Source organism: Sphingomonas sp. NBWT7, assembly GCF_014217605.1.
Taxonomy (GTDB): Bacteria; Pseudomonadota; Alphaproteobacteria; order Sphingomonadales; family Sphingomonadaceae; genus Sphingomonas.
Genome location: NZ_CP043639.1, coordinates 186167 through 201774 on the forward strand (window position 1 = coordinate 186167; position 15608 = coordinate 201774).

Here is a 15608-nt window from a genome sequence, read left to right on the forward strand (position 1 = left end):
GGAATGGGAACGACGATCTGATGACAATGATGGAATGTGGGGCGGGGAACGATGGTGCGATCGACGCGGGCAAGGCGCCAACGCGTCGCGGCTTGCTGAAGACGGCAGGCGCGCTCGCCGGCGCGATGATCGTGCCCGATGCTGTTGCCGCTGCGATGCGTCCGCTGGATCCGCGGCCAGCCCCGCTGCCGGCATCGGCGCTGGCGCCGGTTCGCCCCGCACCGCGCGTGGTGCCGAGCTCACCGCGTGTTGTGCGCCCCGAATTGATGCGGCGGGCGCTCGCCGCACTCGAGCGGCACGGCAGCCGCGGCGTCCAGCGCGATCGCATGGTTATCGCCGATTTCGCCGCATCGTCCGCGCAGCCGCGCTTTCACCTAATCGATCTCGTCAGCGGCACCAGCGTGTCGAAGCTTGTCGCGCACGGCAGCGGATCGGATCCGGCGCACACCGGCTATCTGCAGCGCTTCTCGAACCAGGACGGCTCGAACGCGTCGTGCGAGGGTGCCTTCCTCGCGTCGGATTATTACGTCGGCAAGCACGGGCGCTCGCAACGGCTGATCGGGCTCGATCCGACCAACAACAACGCGCTGTCGCGCGCGATCGTCGTCCACGGCGCGTGGTATTCTAACCCTGACATGTTGCGCACGCACGGCCGGCTGGGTCGCAGCCAGGGCTGTTTCGCAGTCGGCGAGCGCGAGCTGGCGGAGGTCTTCGAGCGCCTCGGCCAGGGCCGGATGATCTACGCCGCCAAGGTCTGACGCCGGCGCAGCGTGCGCGCGCGGCCGATGAGCCGCGCCCACAGCAATTGCTCGATCCCAGCGTGGCCGAGCCCGAGATGCGGCGGGCGGATCTGCAGCGCGTCGCGCAGCGCGATCGTCCCGGCGCGCAGCGACGCGCGCGCCACATCGGCCCAGCGCCGTGCAGTCGCCCAGCGGATCATGCGGATGTCGGCATCGCTCAGCGCGTTGTCGGCGAGGAAATGCTGCTGCAGCCGCGACAGGTGGTCGCCTAGCCGCATCAGCGTGGCGCGGTCGGGCACTGGCTGGCGGTGCATGAGATGTTCGACGACAAGCGCGGCGGCATCGTCCGCCTGTTCCTCGAACGGGGAGGCATACGCCGCTGCTAGCACCCGGCGCGCATTGGCCAGCATCACCGTCTCATACCGCTGCGACGCGCCGCCGGCGTGGCGGCGATAGGCGAGCAGCGGCGCGTCGATCCGCGCGATCGCCCCGTGCGCCGACAGGCGATGATAGAGGTCGAAGTCCTCGGCGTAGAGAATGTCGGGGCGGGTGAACGGATCGAGCCGCGCCGCCGCGGCTTGCCGCATCATCACCGATGACCAGACGAACGGGTTCTCGATCCGGATTAACCAGCGCAGCAGCGCGGGCGTGGTGTGCGCGACGTGCGGCGAGGGCAGCAGCCGCGCGCCGTCCAGCACCTCGGTCGCGGTGGCGACGAGCACGGTGTCCGGATTGGCGTCGAGGTACGCGACCTGCCGCGCGAGACGATCGGGCAAGCACAGATCGTCCTGATCGAGCCCGGCGACGTAGCGGCCGCGCGCCTCGGCGAAGGCGCGGTTGCGCGCGCGTACCGGACCGCCATTGGCCGGCAGGGCGATCATCCGCACGCGTGGATCGGGCCAGTCGCGCAGCACGGCACGCGTCGCATCGGTCGAGCAATCGTCGACCACGATCACCTCGAAATCGCTGAACGTCTGGCGTTGCAGCGAAGCGAGCGTTGCGGGCAGCAGTTCGGCGCCGTTGTACGCCGCCATGATCACGCTGACGACGGGCGGCGCGCTCATGCCGCGGCCCGTTCGCGCGGGGCGAGCAACTGGTCGACGATCATCATGCCGACGTCGTTCTGCCACAGCCACAGCCCGTTCGCCTGCCCGACGAAGCTTGCCTCGCCGCCGAGTTTGCCGTGCGGCACGAAGCCGGCGGCCAGGCCGATCCCAAACAGGCCGGGGATCGGCGCGCCGCCCGCGTCGCGGACGCGGCATTCGCCGTCGACCATCGGCGCGCCGTGATGCGCGGCGAGGGCGAGCCGGCGGCCGGCGGCATCCTCCAGCGACAGCGCACGCGGGCGATAGCCCATCGCGGCGATGACGAGATCAGCCTCGCGCAGGCAGGCACGTGCGGCCGCATCGTCGTCGCCGGTGACGCGGTGGAGGGCGACGCGCGGGTCGGGCTGGCGACCGTCGATGCCGAGCATACGCAGCACGAGGTCGCGCGCCTCGAGCCGGAAGCCGGCGAGGCGATAGACGAAGCCCGAGACGGGGCAGATGTCGTCGGGGCCGAAATCGGTAAAGCCTTCGGCATGCGCTGCCTCGACCGACGGGTAGAACGGCCGCAGCGGGCGGCGGTGGAGGAGGGTGATCGCCCCCGCGCCTAGCGGCAGCGCGGGGCGGCCTTTGAGCAGCAGCGCAACCGTCGTCAGCGCGCTGGTCGAGCCGCCGATCACCGCGATGCGCGGCGCGCGTTTGGTCGACAGCAGATCAGCGACCATGTCGTATCCACCGAGCGACAGCACCGCGTCCGACTGGATCAGCCGATCGCCGGCGAGCGCGACGATCGGCTCGCCCGCGACGTGCTGTGCGACCAGCCGGTCGAGCGGCTGGTGCCCGCCGGTGGCGATGACGAGATTGCGCACGATGCGCTCGCTGTCGCGGTGCGTGGCGAGATCCCGTACGCGTACGTGCCACAGCCCGTCGACACGCCGCGCGGAAAGTGCCTCATGCCCCGTCAGCACCGTGCCGCCGTTGGCGGTGATCGTGGCGTGAAGGCGATCGCCCATCGCGCGTAGCAGCGGGCCGACTTCGGCGAGCGGCACGCCGAGCGAGCCGCGATGCCGCGCGACGGCGAGCGCCGCGGGATGATCGGCGAGCGTGGCGATCGCAGGATCGGCATTGCCCTCGATCACCGACAGAAAGGTCTGCGCGGTCGAATCGGAGGTGATCGCGTAGCGGCCGAGCTGTCCGCCGCCGATCGCCGCATCGCGCTCAACGACGATCAGCCCATGGGCCAACTGCGGCAGCAGGCCGTGCCGGCTCGCCGCGGTCAGCATCGCGGTACCGGCGGGGCCGCCGCCGACGATCATCGTCTCGGCGACGGGCGATGCAGCCCGTGCCGGCGTGCGCGGCGTGGCAGCGATCGCCTTGTCGAGCGCGTCGATCGCGCGATCGACGTCGGCGACCGTCATCGTGTCGGACAGCGGCAGCGACAGCAGCCGGCTCCCGATCATGTCGGCGACCGGCGTCGGCTCGATCTGCGCGACGCCGCGCACCCACGGCTGCTCGCCGAGATGCGGGCTGAAATACTTGCCCGCGCCGATACCCTGCCGGTCGAGCCGCGCGATGATCGCGTCGCGCTCGTGCGTATGCTGCGAGGGGAGCAGTAGCGGAAAGAAGCCGAGCGCCTGGCGCCCCGGTGCCTGCGGCTGCGCCGTGTAGCGCCCGGCGATGGCGCGATGATAGGCATCGGCGAGTGCGCCGCGGTGCGCGGCCACGGCGTCGAACGTGTCGAGCCGCGCCTGCGCGACGACCGCCATCGCCTCGGGCAGCTTGGCGTTGAGCCCCGGCAGCGTCGCGGTGCGCGGCGCGGTGAAGCCGAAATTCGCCATCGCGCGCAGCCGCTCGATCCGGTCGGGATCGGCGCAGTGGATCAGCCCGCCCTCCGCCGTCGCGAACGGCTTGGTCGCGTGCATCGAATAGACGACGGGGAAGGGTGCGCCGGCACCGAAGCCGACGCCGGCCGCATCAATCGTGCCGAGCGACGCGGCGGCGTCGACCACCACCGCCACGCCGTATCGACGCGACAGCCAGTGATAGCGTTCGAGATCGATGCCGTAGCCGAAGGTCGCGTAGGGCACGACGGCGGCGATGCGCGCGCCGTAGCGCGTGAGCAGGCGTTCCTCCTCGTCCGCCGCGGCGCTCCAATCATCAGGATCGATGTCGCAGACGAGCGGGGTGAGTCCGGCCCACCACGCCGCCTGCGCCGTCGCCGCGAACGTAAGCGCCGGCATCAGCGCGAAGCGCCCCGCCGGCCCGTCGTTCACCGCATCGCGCAGCGCGATCATCAGCCCGAGCGTCGCATTGGCGACCGCGAGGCATGCGCCGCGCCCGTCGAACAGGCGCTGCGTCGCGTCCGCCTCGAACGCTCGCAGCTCGGGGCCATTGTTGCTCAGGATACCGGAGGCTTCGACACGGGCGAGCGCCTCGACCATCGTCGACAGGCGGGGCGGGTGCGGGGCGATCAGCGGCAGACGCTTCATGGGCAAGACGATCCTCTCGCCCCGCCCCATGGCTTGATTCAGGCTAAGATCCGGTTACCCGCCGATCGAAGGCCTTGAGTTCATAGGCGATCGACGCCTCGACCAGCGCGTCCCACAGCTGCGCGATCGCCTCCGCCGGCAGTCCCGTAGCGGCGGCGTGATCGGCGGCGTTGGCGATCACCTGCGCCTTGCGATCCTCGTCGCGCACGTGGCCGCGCGCCGGCTTGATGCGGGCGGCGGCGTCCATATAGTCGAAGCGGCGTCGCAGCAGCGCGATCAGCTCGCGATCGACTTGGTCGACGCCGGCGCGCACCTCGGCCATGGTCGCGCATTCGGGCCCGGATAGGATCATGGCATCGGGCCTTGGCGAGGCGCAGCGGCGCTGTCCACCCCGCGTCGTCGATCGCCGCCACACGCCGTGCCGGCCCGGCGCGCTCGCCTTGACTTCGGCGCCGCCGAGGCCTAGGCGCGCCGCTTCGCGATTGCCCCTGCACCCCGGTGAAGCAGGCGGCCCGGCCGTTTTCGAGATGGCCGGTGCGATACCGGGATCACCGTTGTCAGCATATCGAAGGATACAGCATGTCGAAGCGCCATAGCGCCAAGCACAAGATCGACCGTCGTCTCGGCGAGAACATCTGGGGCCGCCCGAAGAGCCCGGTGAACAAGCGTGAATACGGCCCCGGCCAGCACGGCCAGCGCCGCAAGGGCAAGGTGTCGGACTTCGGCCTGCAGCTGCGCGCCAAGCAGAAGCTCAAGGGCTATTACGGCGACGTGACCGAGAAGCAGTTCCGCCACTGCTACGACGAGGCCGCGCGCATGAAGGGCGATACCTCACAGAACCTGATCGGCCTGCTCGAGCGCCGCCTCGACATGATCGTGTACCGCGCGAAGTTCGCGCCGACGATCTTCGCCGCGCGTCAGCTCGTCAGCCACGGCCACGTCTACGTCAACGGCGTGAAGTGCAACATCGCGTCGCGCCGCTGCGCGGTGAACGACGAGATCACGATCGGTAAGAAGGCGCAGGAAATGGCGCTGGTGCTCGAGGCGCAGAGCCTCGCCGAGCGCGACGTGCCGGAATATGTCGCGCAGGACGGCACCACCAAGGTGACCTTCATCCGCGTGCCGACGCTGGACGAAGTGCCCTATCCGGTGAAGATGGAACCGAACCTCGTGGTCGAGTTCTACAGCCGCTGACGCCAAGCTCCGGCGACGCCGGAGCGCGGTTCACCGTCAGCGGCTCGGCCGGCCTTGCCCACGCAAGGTTCGACGGCGTGGCTTCGCCACGCCGGCCGCTGGAGACAGGAAAAGGGCGGTCCCGAAAGGGGCCGCTTTTTTCGTATGGCCCGTCATCAGGATGGTGATCGGGCAGGACGGCGCCAGGTGCGTCGATTGACCGTCGGCACTGCGACGCACGCCAGCCCGTCCCCGCGCTTAGGTAGACTAAGCCTCTCTTTTCCCCCCCGAGCCCACGGCTATGTCTCGAAGGCCGCGACGCGCAGCAAGCGATCGTTGCGAGGGGCGGGCGAACCTGTAAGGTCCGCCGCATTGCCGTTCACGAGGATATCCGATGCGTCGCCTTGCCACTATCCTGCTGCTCGCCACCGCGCTTCCCGCGGACGCGCAGACCCAGCCGAGCTTCTCGGTCGAGACGCTGAAATCGGTGACGCAGGAACTGTCGTCGGACGCCTATGAGGGCCGCGCGCCGACCACCGCGGGGGAAACCAAGACGATCGACTATATCGTCAAGCGCCTCGCGGCTGCGGGGGTGAAGCCGGGCAACAAGGGGCAGTGGACGCAGGAAGTGCCGATGGTGGAGATCACCGCAACCGACGTCTCGCCTTTCACCGCCACCGGCGGCACGGCGCCCGTTACCTTTAATTATCGCACCGATATGGTTTCGGGGACCTATCGCGTGACGCCCAAGGTGGCGCTGAAGAATAGCGATGTCGTCTTCGTCGGCTACGGCATCAACGCGCCAGAGAAGGGCTGGAACGATTACGCCGGGCTCGACGTGAAGGGGAAGACGGTCGTCATCCTCGTCAACGATCCCGACTGGCAGACGCCCACCGCGGGGCTCGACACAGGGCCGTTCGAGGGCCGGGCGATGACCTATTACGGTCGCTGGACGTACAAGTTCGAGGAGGCCGCGCGGCAGGGCGCGGCGGGCGCGATCATCGTTCACGACACCGAGCCCGCAGCCTATGGCTGGTCGGTAGTGCAATCGTCGTGGACCGGGCCGCAGTACGAGCTCGACGAGCCCGGCAACCACATGGATCAGAGCGAGGTGATCGGCTGGATCCAGCTCGCCAAGGCGAAGGAGCTTTTCGCTGCCGCGGGAAAGGATTTCGATCAGCTCGCTGCGGCGGCGAAGAGCAAGGGCTTTCGCGCGGTGCTGCTCGGTCTCAAGCTGTCGGGCCAATTCTCGAACCAGATCAAGCGCAGCATGTCGAAGAACGTCGTCGGCGTGATCCCCGGCACCGCCGCGCCCGACGAGGTCGTGCTTTATTCCGGTCACTGGGACCATCTCGGCCGGTGCGACGCGGTGGCGGGCGACGATATCTGCAACGGCGCGGCCGACAATGCGACGGGGATCGCCGGGCTCATCGCCATGGCGGAGGCGTATAAGAAGGCGGGGCCAACGCGCCGTTCGGTCGGCTTCGTCGCAGTGACGGCGGAGGAGAGCGGGCTGCTCGGCTCGCGCTATTATGCCGAGCATCCGGTGTTTCCGCTGGGCAAGACGGTCGGCGGGGTCAACATGGACGTGTTGAACGTGCTCGGCCCGGTGCGCGATTTCGAGATTACCGGCGCTGGCAAGTCCGAGCTCGAGGACATGGTGAAGCCGCTGCTCGCCGCGCAGGGCCGCCGCGTGTCGGCCGAAGCGACGCCCGAGAAGGGGCACTACTATCGCTCGGACCATTTCAGCTTCGCCAAGCTGGGCGTGCCGATGCTGTCGGGCGGCAGCGGCGAGGATCTCGTCACCGGCGGCGTCGCGGCGGGCAAGAAGGCCGCGGAGGACTATAACGCCAATCGCTATCATGGGCCCAAGGACGAATATGACCCCAACTGGAACTGGGGCGGCGCGATCCAGGATCTGACGATCTACTATCAGCTCGGCCGGCAGCTCGCCGACGGCACCGCCTGGCCGAACTGGTATCCCACCGCCGAGTTCAAGGCGATCCGCGACAAGTCGCGCGAGGCGGCGAAGTGAGCCGCACGCCCAAGCCCGAATGGGCGCCGCACAAGGCGGTGTGGATCGGTTTTCCGAGCCATCCCGAACTATGGCAGGAGGATCTGGACGAGGCGCGCGACGAGGTCGCGGCCTTTGCCGCCGCGGTACATGCCGGGGGCAAGGGCGAGCAGGTGCTGCTCGTCGTCGCCGACGACGAGGCGGCGGAGGCGGCCAAGCGGCTCGCCGGTTTCGCGCAGATCGTCGTGGAGCCGTTCGGCGATATCTGGCTGCGCGACACCGGGCCAATCATCGCCGGCGACCGTGTCGCGCGCAGCTTCCGCTTCAACGGCTGGGGCGGCAAATACGACCTGCCGGGCGACGACGATATCGGCCAGCGGCTGGCGGCGCAGCGCGGCAAGCGCGTCGAGCGGCACGACTGGGTGCTGGAGGGCGGGGCGATCGACGGCGACGGTACAGGCCTCGTCGTGACGACCGAGCAGTGCCTGCTCAACCCCAACCGCAACCCCGGCCTGTCGCGCGCCGAGATCGAGGCGCGGCTCGCCGCCGATCTCGGCTACGACCGCGTGCTGTGGCTGGGCAACGGACTACACAACGACCACACCGATGGGCACGTCGACAATCTCGCCCGATTCGTCGGCGAGGGGCGGCTCGCGATCCCGGTCGGCGGCGACAACGATCCCAACTGGCAGGTCTATCAGCAGGCGGCGCAACGCGCGCGCGCAGGCGGCGTCACGGTGGTGCCGGTACCGTCGCCCGGACGGGTGCTTCGCGACGAGGAAATCGTGCCGGCGAGCTACATGAACTTTTACATTGGAAATGCGAGCATCGTCGTGCCGATCTATGGCGCGCCCGACGACAACGTCGCGGTGCGCGAGATCCAGGCGCTATTCCCCGAGCGCCGCGCGATCGGCCTGCGCGCCGACGCGATCCTGACGGGGGGCGGCAGTTTCCATTGCATCTCGCAGCAAATCCCCGCCTGAACCCTTGCGGCCCTCGCACCGCGGCATACGCGGGCGAGGGCCGATCCGCTTAGCCGAAGACGCGCGCGAAGATCGTGTCGACATGCTTGTAATGATAGCCCAGATCAAATTCGGCATCGATCGCGGCGGGTGACAAGGCGGCGGTCACATCCGCGTCGGCCTTGAGCAGATCGCTCAGCGACAGCGCGCCGTCCGATTCCCATACCTTCATCGCGTTGCGCTGCACGAGGCGATACGCGTCCTCGCGGCTTACGCCGGCCTGCGTCAGCGCCAGCAGCACGCGCTGCGAGTGGACGAGCCCGCCCATTCGATCGAGGTTCTTCTGCATCCGCGCCGGATAGACGACGAGCTTGTCGATCACGCCGGTGATCCGCCCGAGCGCGAAATCGAGCGTGATCGTCGTGTCTGGGGCAATGTAGCGCTCGACCGAGGAGTGGCTGATGTCGCGCTCGTGCCACAAGGCAACGTTCTCGAGCGCCGGGGTGACATAGCCGCGGACCATACGTGCAAGGCCAGTGAGATTCTCGGTCAGTACCGGGTTGCGCTTGTGCGGCATCGCCGACGAGCCCTTCTGCCCGGGCGAGAAATATTCCTCCGCCTCCAACACCTCGGTACGCTGGAGGTGGCGGATCTCGGTCGCAAGGCGCTCGATCGAGCTGGCGATGACGCCAAGCGTCGCGAAATACATCGCGTGCCGGTCGCGCGGGATCACCTGCGTCGAGACTGGTTCGATCGCGAGGCCGAGCTTGGCGGCGACGTGCGCTTCGACGCGCGGATCGACGTTGGCAAAGGTGCCGACCGCGCCCGAGATCGCGCAGGTGGCGACGTCGGCACGCGCCGCGACGAGCCGTGCGCGTGCGCGATCGAACTCGGCATAGGCCTGCGCCAGTTTGAGCCCGAAGGTGACGGGCTCGGCGTGGATGCCGTGGCTACGCCCGATCGTCGGCGTCAGCTTGTGTTCCTCGGCACGCCGCCGGATCACCGCCAGCAATGCGTCGATATCAGCGATCAAAAGGTCGGTCGCGCGCGTGAGCTGGATGGCAAGGCAAGTGTCGAGCACGTCCGAGCTCGTCATCCCCTGATGCATGAAGCGCGCCCAGTCCTCGCCCGAGTGCGCAGCGACCTGCTCGGACACCCAGGTGAGAAAGGCGATCACGTCGTGCTTGGTCACCGCCTCGATCGCGTCGATCGCGTCGACATCGATCCTTGGCTCGGTGCGCCACCACGCCCAGAGCGCATCGGCGGCGGCGCGGGGAACGACGCCGAGATCGGCGAGCGCTTCGGTGGCGTGCGCCTCGATCTCGAACCAGATGCGGAAACGCGCTTCGGGCGTCCAGATCGCGGTCATGTCGGGGCGGGAGTAACGCGGAACCATGTGCATTTCCTTGGTCGTGCGCAGGAAACGGCTCGTCGCGAGCCGCCGAGGGGAGGGGCTGGCGCGGGCGTTAGCAGGCTCATGTCAAGGCTTCAAATCGAGTGACAGGAACCGATATTATCAATCGACGGTTGATGACGGACCAGTTCCTGGCGCGGTGCCCGATGTTGAGCGCGCCGCCTGTCGACCGGACGAATAGAATAACGAATGGAGAGAAAAGATGTTGAAATTCGCTCTTCTCGCTACGGCCATGACCGTTGCTTCGCCGGCGCTTGGGCAGCAGGCGACCACCACTGAGCCGACGACGGCGCCGACCGCGCAGGCAGCGCCGGCTGCACCCGCAGATCAGGCAGCACCGATGGACTCGACCGCAGCCGCGCCCGCAACAGCGGCAACCCCCGCACCGACGGAGACGGCTGCGAGCACTGCACAGCCCGCAACCGGCGATCAGGTCACCTCGATCGTCGATGCAGAGTTCGCGTCCTACGACAAGGACGGCAACGGTGATCTGAACAAGGCCGAGTTCGCCGCGTGGATGGACGCACTCAAGTCCAAGGCCCCGGGCGGCGCCGACAAGCCGGGCGACGCGAAGTGGAACGAGGCGGCGTTCGCGCAGGCCGACAAGGACAAGTCGACCAGCGTGTCGAAGCAGGAACTGACCGGTTTCCTCGGCAGCCCGGCCAAGGCTGGCTGATCGCGCCGACAATCGATCAAAAGCGGCCGCTGGAGCAATCCGGCGGCCGTTGTCGTATCACATCAGCCCCTTCGCGCGCAGGCTGGTATGGCCGCTGGTGCCGATGATGAGATGATCGTGGACGCCGATGCCGAGCCCCTTGCCGGCCGCAACGATTGCGCGGGTAATGTCGATGTCGGCGCGGCTGGGCGACGGATCGCCCGAGGGGTGATTGTGCACCAGAATGATCGCCGCCGACCCGAGATCGATCGCGCGTCGTATCACTTCGCGCACGTGGACCTGGGCTTGGTCAATCGATCCCTCGCTCATCACCTCGTCGCGGATCAGCATGTTGCGCGTATTAAGGTGCAGCACGCGCACCCGCTCGATCGTGTGATGCGCCATGTCGGCGCGCAGGTAATCGAGCAGCGCCTGCCAGTTGCCGAGCACGGGGCGCGCCGCGACCTCGGATTGCAGCAGCCGAAGCGCGGTAGCCTGCGCGATCTTGATCGCGGAAATGCCCACGTCGCCCATGCCCTTGATCCGCGACAGCGCCGCCCGGTCGGCGGTGAAGACCCCGCCGATGCTGCCGAATTCGCGGAGCAGCGCCTTGGCGATCGGCTTGGTATCGATGCGCGGCGTCGCAAGCGTGAGCAGGTATTCGATCAGTTCGTGATCGAGCAGCGTGTCGCCGCCAAGCCCGAGCAAGCGTTCGCGGATGCGCGCGCGGTGACCCAGGTGGTCGGGCGGTGGGTCGCTATCGGCCATGGCGCAGACGCTAGGCGGCAGTCCGGGGCAGCGCAATTGCAAGGCGATGCCATCCCCGCGTAGAGGGCGGTGATATCGTATCGTTTGAAGAAGAGGTTGCGTGGCGGCGGCACAACAGGATCGGACGCGCCGCCGCATGATCCGCACCCGCCTCCTCATCGCCGTCGTCGGGCTTGTCGTGCTGGCGCTGCTGGGGGCCTGGCTTGCGCGCGTGCCGATCGCGACGGGCGTGATCGACCGTACCCTCGCGGCGAAGGGCGTGCCGGCACGATACCGCGTGGCTGACCTTGGCTTCGGGCGCCAACGGCTGACGGACGTGGTGATCGGAGATCCGGCCGATCCCGACCTCGTCGCCGACTGGATCGAGACGCGGACCGATATCGGCCCCGCCGGCGCGCGGGTTACCGGCATTCGCGCAGGGCATGTACGGCTGCGCGGCCGGGTGGTCGACGGCAAGCTGCGGCTTGGCGCGATCGACCGTCTGCTTCCCGCACCGTCGGGGGCGCCATTCGCTCTGCCCGCGATCGACCTCGCGCTCGCCGACGGGCGTATGCGACTGGAGACGCCGATCGGCGTGTTCGGGCTGCGGCTGGCGGGCAGCGGCGGGCTGGCGGATGGTTTCCGCGGGACAATGGCGGTCGTGGCGACGCCCCTCGCGGTGCGCGACTGCACCATCACCGGCGTCGAGGGCGTGCTGGCGCTGCGCATCGATGAGGCGGCGCCTCGCCTCGCCGGCCCGATCCGCGCCGGTCGCGCTGCCTGTCCCGGTGCGACCGTTCGTGCACCGGAGGGCCGGATCGACGTGGCGCTGTCGCCGGCGCTCGACCGGTGGCGCGGCGGCGCGGCGGTTAGGACGGCGCGGATTACCGCATCTAGTGTCGCGGCGGCCGGGGTGAGCGGGCAGATCGACTTCGCCGGCACCGCGGCGCGGACCGAAGGCAGCGCGCAGCTGCGCCTCATCGACGTCGGCGCGCGGGTTGCACGAAGCGAAACGCTGGCGTTCGCTGGCCGATGGCGAATCGCCCCCGAGCGCGCAATCGTCGCGGGCAGGTTCGATGCCGGCGGCGCAAGTCTCGACCGCAGTGTCGGCGCGGCAGCGGCGCGCGCGGGCGCGTCGGCGGCCGGCACGCCGCTAGCGCCGATCGCCGCAAACCTTGGCCGCGCAGCGACGCGCGCGGCGGCCCGCTTCGATATCGGCGGCGAACTCGCCCTCGGCAATGCCTCTGGGCGCTACCTCGTCACGATCGGGCAGATCGCCGCACGGTCGGCATCCGGCGCGGTCGCCGGCTTCGGCAATGGTGCGGGGATCGTCATCGGTGACCCCGCCGGTCTGCGCGCCGATGGACGGCTGACGATTGCAGGGGGCGGCTTTCCCAACGCGCAGGTGCTGGTATCGCAGCCCCTCGCCGGCGGCACCGTGCGCGGCGTCGCGACGATCGCGGCGATGACGGCGGGATCGGCGGACGTGCGCGTGACGCCGATCCGCTTCGCCGTGGCGCCCGCGGGTACGGTGGAACTGCGGACGCAGGTGACGTTGTCCGGCCCGCTGGGCGACGGCCGCGTGGAAAGGCTGGAGGTGCCGGTGGCGCTGCGGCGACGCGCGGGCGGCGCGATCGTGATCAACGATCGCTGCGTGCCGCTGCGCTTCCAGCGACTGACGCTCGCCGGACTGACGCTCGGGGCGACCGCGGTGCCGCTATGCCCGGTCGATGGTGCGATGGCGCAGGTGAACGACGGGCGTATCGGCGGCGGCGTGCGCAGCGCGGCACTGCGGCTGGCCGGGCGGCTCGGCAGCAGCCCGCTGACGCTCACCGCGGGCGGCGTCACGTGGCGCCATGCCGAGCAAGGCTTTATCGCCTCATCGGTCGCGGCGCGGCTCGGCGCTGCGGATCAGCCGACCGTGCTCGATCTCGCGACTCTGTCGGGCACGGTCGCCGGGGGCGGGGTGACGGGGCGTTTCGCGGGCGGTGCTGGGCGGATTGGCGCTGTTCCGCTGCTATTGTCGGATGCGGCCGGCGGCTGGCGCTTGACGGGCGGCGTGCTGTCGCTCGACGGCGCGATGAGTGTCGCGGATGCCGACGGCAACCCGCGCTTCCGCCCACTGGCCGCAAGCGACGTGTCGCTGCGGCTCGTCGATGGAAAGATCACGGCAACCGGGCGCCTGATCCAACCGACAAAGGGCGTGCGCGTCGCCGACGTCGCGATCCGCCATCGCCTGTCGAGCGGCACCGGAGCGGCGCGGTTGACGGTGCCGGGGCTGACCTTCGGCGACGGCTTCCAGCCCGAGGAGCTGACACGACTCACCTTCGGCGTCATCGCCGATGTGAAGGGGACGGTATCGGGGGTGGGCGATATCGCGTGGAGCCCGGCGGGCGTCACCTCTACCGGCACGTTCCGCACCGACGGGACCGATCTTGCCGCCGCCTTCGGCCCGGTCACCGGGATCAGGGGAGAGATACGCTTTACCGATCTGCTCGGCCTGGAGAGCGCACCGCGACAGGTGGCGACCGTGGCGTCGATCAATCCGGGCGTCGCGGTGACGGACGGGCGAATCGAATATCAATTGCTGCGCGGGCTGCGCGTCGCGGTGGCGGGGGGGCGCTGGCCGTTCGCGGGCGGCACGCTGACGCTCGAGCCGACGCTGCTCGACTTCGCCTCGCCGCAGGCGCGGCGCATGACGTTCCGCGTCGCCGGCATGGACGCGCGCCAGTTCCTGCAACAGTTCGACTTCAAGAATCTCGACGCGACGGGCGTCTTCGACGGCGAGCTGCCGATGGTGTTTGATCAGAACGGCGGACGCATCGTCAACGGCACGCTGGTGGTGCGCGAGGGCGGGGGAGCGCTCGCCTATCTCGGGGAGCTTAGCGAGAAGAACCTCGGCACCTGGGGCAACATCGCGTTCCAGGCGCTGCGATCGCTGCGTTATCGCAACCTGCAGATCGTGATGAACGGCGCGCTGGCCGGCGAGATGGTGACCGAGGTGCGCTTCGCCGGCGTCAGCCAGGGCGAGGGGGCAAAGTCGAACTTCCTCATCCGGCGCCTGCAGAAGCTGCCGTTCGTCTTCAACGTCCGCATCGCCGCGCCCTTCCGTGGGCTGATCGATTCGGCGGCGAGCTTCTACGATCCCAAGCGGCTGATTGAGCGCAATCTCCCGGCGCTGCTCGACGAGCAGGAGAAGCGCGCCGCCCCGCCCACCATTCAGCCCCCGGCAAGCGAGACTATGCGATGACAGCAGCAGGATTGACGAAGCGCGATGACGATACGATCTCGATGATGGTGAAGCGGCTGGCGATCGGTGTGGCGGCGGGGCTCGGCGGATGCGTGAACGTTGCCGCGCCCGACAAGCCGATCGTGATCAACCTCAACATCAGCGTGACGCAGGAAGTGGTGTACCGGCTCGACAACGAGGCGAAGTCGCTCATCAAGCAGAATCCGGGGATTTTCTGACATGTTCGAGTTGGCAACCAAGAAGGCAGTGCTGATCGCGGCGGCGGTGGCCGCCACGGGCATTTCCGCTGCCGCCTGGGCCCAGCGCGACCCCGCCTATGCCGCGGCGCGTGCCGCAGGCCAGGTGGGCGAGCAGCCCGACGGCTATCTCGGCGTGGTCGGCGGCGGATCCGCCGATCTGCGCGCGCTCGTCAACGCGATCAACATCCAGCGCAAGGCGGCCTATACGCAGAAGGCGCAGGCGTCCGGCGCGACGGTGGAGCAGCTGGCGTTCACCAGCGGGTGCAACCTTATCCAGCAGACAACGGCAGGCGAGAAGTATCGCACGCCGGACGGCGCCTGGGCGACGCGCGGCGGCGGCGCGCCGACGCGCGATCCGCGCTGCGTCTGAGCGCTTCGTCCGCGACTTAGCGGCCGATCGAACGGCAGGTGCCGCGCCGCGGAGCGGCCGCAACGGTTGACACCCCCCGACCCCCCGGCTAACCGGACCGCGCCTTGGCGGGCTCGCCACTTGGCACTCTTCGCGCCTGCCCGGAACAAGGGGAGAGCGCGCGGATGGCCGAGAACGAGTCCGGACCAGACACCCTCGGCCAGGATGCTCGCATCACCTCGCTCGACGCGCGGTTGACGGCGGCGCAAGCGGAAGAGGCGCACCGGACAGGGGCGGGCAAGGCGGCTGCCGACGACGGTTCGCGTCTCGGCAATCGCGTGCTGGCCGAACTGATCGGTGGCATGGTGGGCGGCGCGCTGATCGGTTGGGTGATCGACCGATTTGCCGGCACGCAGCCCTGGGGCCTGCTCGTGATGCTCGCCCTCGGGACGGGCGCCGCGTTCAGGAACATCATTCGGATTTCGACCAAGCGCCCGTGATGATCGGGCGCTTTCGTTAGGGAAGCAGTGAAC

14 protein-coding genes are annotated in these 15608 nt (G+C 69.1%); 9 read left to right on the top strand and 5 right to left on the bottom strand.

Annotated elements, in window-relative coordinates:
• Window positions 1-26: 26 nt before the first annotated feature.
• Window positions 27-758 carry a murein L,D-transpeptidase catalytic domain family protein gene (locus F1C10_RS00870; RefSeq protein WP_258043169.1) on the top strand — a complete coding sequence of 244 codons (732 nt, stop codon included), beginning with the start codon at window positions 27-29 and terminating at the stop codon, window positions 756-758.
• Here F1C10_RS00870 and F1C10_RS00875 read toward each other — a convergent pair.
• Genes F1C10_RS00875 through F1C10_RS00885 form a run of 3 tightly spaced genes read right to left on the bottom strand, consistent with a single transcriptional unit; the run spans window position 740 to window position 4624 of the window.
• Entirely contained in the window at window positions 740-1804 is a 1065-nt protein-coding gene (locus F1C10_RS00875) for a glycosyltransferase (protein ID WP_185207981.1), read from the bottom strand. The genes F1C10_RS00870 and F1C10_RS00875 overlap by 19 nt on opposite strands.
• Entirely contained in the window at window positions 1801-4272 is a 2472-nt protein-coding gene (locus F1C10_RS00880; protein ID WP_185207983.1) for a DegT/DnrJ/EryC1/StrS family aminotransferase, read from the bottom strand. Before F1C10_RS00880 ends, F1C10_RS00875 begins: the two co-directional genes overlap by 4 nt.
• Before the next feature lie 43 nt (window positions 4273-4315).
• Complete coding sequence (locus F1C10_RS00885; protein ID WP_258042999.1) at window positions 4316-4624, bottom strand: chorismate mutase; 309 nt, start codon at window positions 4622-4624, stop codon at window positions 4316-4318.
• Window positions 4625-4851: 227 nt separating this feature from the next.
• On the opposite strand from F1C10_RS00885, the gene rpsD reads away from it, so the two are divergent.
• The 3 genes from rpsD (at window position 4852) to F1C10_RS00900 (ending at window position 8442) form a co-directional block, all read left to right on the top strand.
• The gene (gene rpsD, locus F1C10_RS00890) at window positions 4852-5466 is read left to right on the top strand and encodes a 30S ribosomal protein S4 (protein WP_085810998.1); all 615 of its coding nucleotides are present in this window, start codon (window positions 4852-4854) and stop codon (window positions 5464-5466) included.
• 373 nt (window positions 5467-5839) lie between these two features.
• The gene (locus F1C10_RS00895; RefSeq protein ID WP_185207985.1) at window positions 5840-7480 is read left to right on the top strand and encodes a M28 family metallopeptidase; all 1641 of its coding nucleotides are present in this window, start codon (window positions 5840-5842) and stop codon (window positions 7478-7480) included.
• Window positions 7477-8442, top strand: coding sequence for an agmatine deiminase family protein (locus F1C10_RS00900; protein WP_185207987.1), 966 nt, complete (start codon window positions 7477-7479; stop codon window positions 8440-8442). The genes F1C10_RS00895 and F1C10_RS00900 overlap by 4 nt, the downstream gene beginning before the upstream one ends.
• A 49-nt stretch (window positions 8443-8491) precedes the next feature.
• Here the strand turns inward: F1C10_RS00900 and purB are convergent, their stop codons facing one another.
• Complete coding sequence (purB, locus tag F1C10_RS00905; protein ID WP_185207989.1) at window positions 8492-9817, bottom strand: adenylosuccinate lyase; 1326 nt, start codon at window positions 9815-9817, stop codon at window positions 8492-8494.
• Window positions 9818-10067: 250 nt separating this feature from the next.
• Between purB and F1C10_RS00910 the strand changes: the two genes are divergently transcribed.
• Complete coding sequence (locus tag F1C10_RS00910) at window positions 10068-10511, top strand: EF-hand domain-containing protein (protein WP_258043000.1); 444 nt, start codon at window positions 10068-10070, stop codon at window positions 10509-10511.
• 57 nt (window positions 10512-10568) lie between these two features.
• Here F1C10_RS00910 and radC read toward each other — a convergent pair whose 3' ends face one another.
• On the bottom strand, window positions 10569-11258 hold the full coding sequence (gene radC, locus F1C10_RS00915) for a DNA repair protein RadC (protein WP_185207992.1): 690 nt from the start codon (window positions 11256-11258) through the stop codon (window positions 10569-10571).
• Between the two features lie 100 nt (window positions 11259-11358).
• Here radC and F1C10_RS00920 point away from each other — a divergent pair, with 100 nt between their 5' ends.
• The 4 genes from F1C10_RS00920 to F1C10_RS00935 all read left to right on the top strand — a co-directional run bounded on the left by F1C10_RS00920 (window position 11359) and on the right by F1C10_RS00935 (window position 15575).
• Window positions 11359-14487 carry a YdbH domain-containing protein gene (locus F1C10_RS00920; protein WP_258043001.1) on the top strand — a complete coding sequence of 1043 codons (3129 nt, stop codon included), beginning with the start codon at window positions 11359-11361 and terminating at the stop codon, window positions 14485-14487.
• Between the two features lie 11 nt (window positions 14488-14498).
• Window positions 14499-14705 carry a YnbE family lipoprotein gene (locus tag F1C10_RS00925; protein ID WP_256926764.1) on the top strand — a complete coding sequence of 69 codons (207 nt, stop codon included), beginning with the start codon at window positions 14499-14501 and terminating at the stop codon, window positions 14703-14705.
• 1 nt (window position 14706) lies between these two features.
• Complete coding sequence (locus F1C10_RS00930) at window positions 14707-15096, top strand: YdbL family protein (protein WP_185207994.1); 390 nt, start codon at window positions 14707-14709, stop codon at window positions 15094-15096.
• A 164-nt stretch (window positions 15097-15260) separates the two neighbouring features.
• On the top strand, window positions 15261-15575 hold the full coding sequence (locus F1C10_RS00935; protein WP_185207996.1) for an AtpZ/AtpI family protein: 315 nt from the start codon (window positions 15261-15263) through the stop codon (window positions 15573-15575).
• The last annotated feature ends 33 nt before the right edge of the window (window positions 15576-15608 follow it).

What these genes read in the sequence shown, in the direction of transcription:
- F1C10_RS00870 (WP_258043169.1), top strand. Translation starts at nt 27, where the DNA reads ATGATGGAATGTGGGGCGGGGAACGATGGTGCGATCGACGCGGGCAAG.
- F1C10_RS00875 (WP_185207981.1), bottom strand. Translation starts at nt 1,804, where the DNA reads ATGAGCGCGCCGCCCGTCGTCAGCGTGATCATGGCGGCGTACAACGGC.
- F1C10_RS00880 (WP_185207983.1), bottom strand. Translation starts at nt 4,272, where the DNA reads ATGAAGCGTCTGCCGCTGATCGCCCCGCACCCGCCCCGCCTGTCGACG.
- F1C10_RS00885 (WP_258042999.1), bottom strand. Translation starts at nt 4,624, where the DNA reads ATGATCCTATCCGGGCCCGAATGCGCGACCATGGCCGAGGTGCGCGCC.
- rpsD (WP_085810998.1), top strand. Translation starts at nt 4,852, where the DNA reads ATGTCGAAGCGCCATAGCGCCAAGCACAAGATCGACCGTCGTCTCGGC.
- F1C10_RS00895 (WP_185207985.1), top strand. Translation starts at nt 5,840, where the DNA reads ATGCGTCGCCTTGCCACTATCCTGCTGCTCGCCACCGCGCTTCCCGCG.
- purB (WP_185207989.1), bottom strand. Translation starts at nt 9,817, where the DNA reads ATGGTTCCGCGTTACTCCCGCCCCGACATGACCGCGATCTGGACGCCC.
- F1C10_RS00910 (WP_258043000.1), top strand. Translation starts at nt 10,068, where the DNA reads ATGACCGTTGCTTCGCCGGCGCTTGGGCAGCAGGCGACCACCACTGAG.
- radC (WP_185207992.1), bottom strand. Translation starts at nt 11,258, where the DNA reads ATGGCCGATAGCGACCCACCGCCCGACCACCTGGGTCACCGCGCGCGC.
- F1C10_RS00930 (WP_185207994.1), top strand. Translation starts at nt 14,707, where the DNA reads ATGTTCGAGTTGGCAACCAAGAAGGCAGTGCTGATCGCGGCGGCGGTG.
- F1C10_RS00935 (WP_185207996.1), top strand. Translation starts at nt 15,261, where the DNA reads ATGGCCGAGAACGAGTCCGGACCAGACACCCTCGGCCAGGATGCTCGC.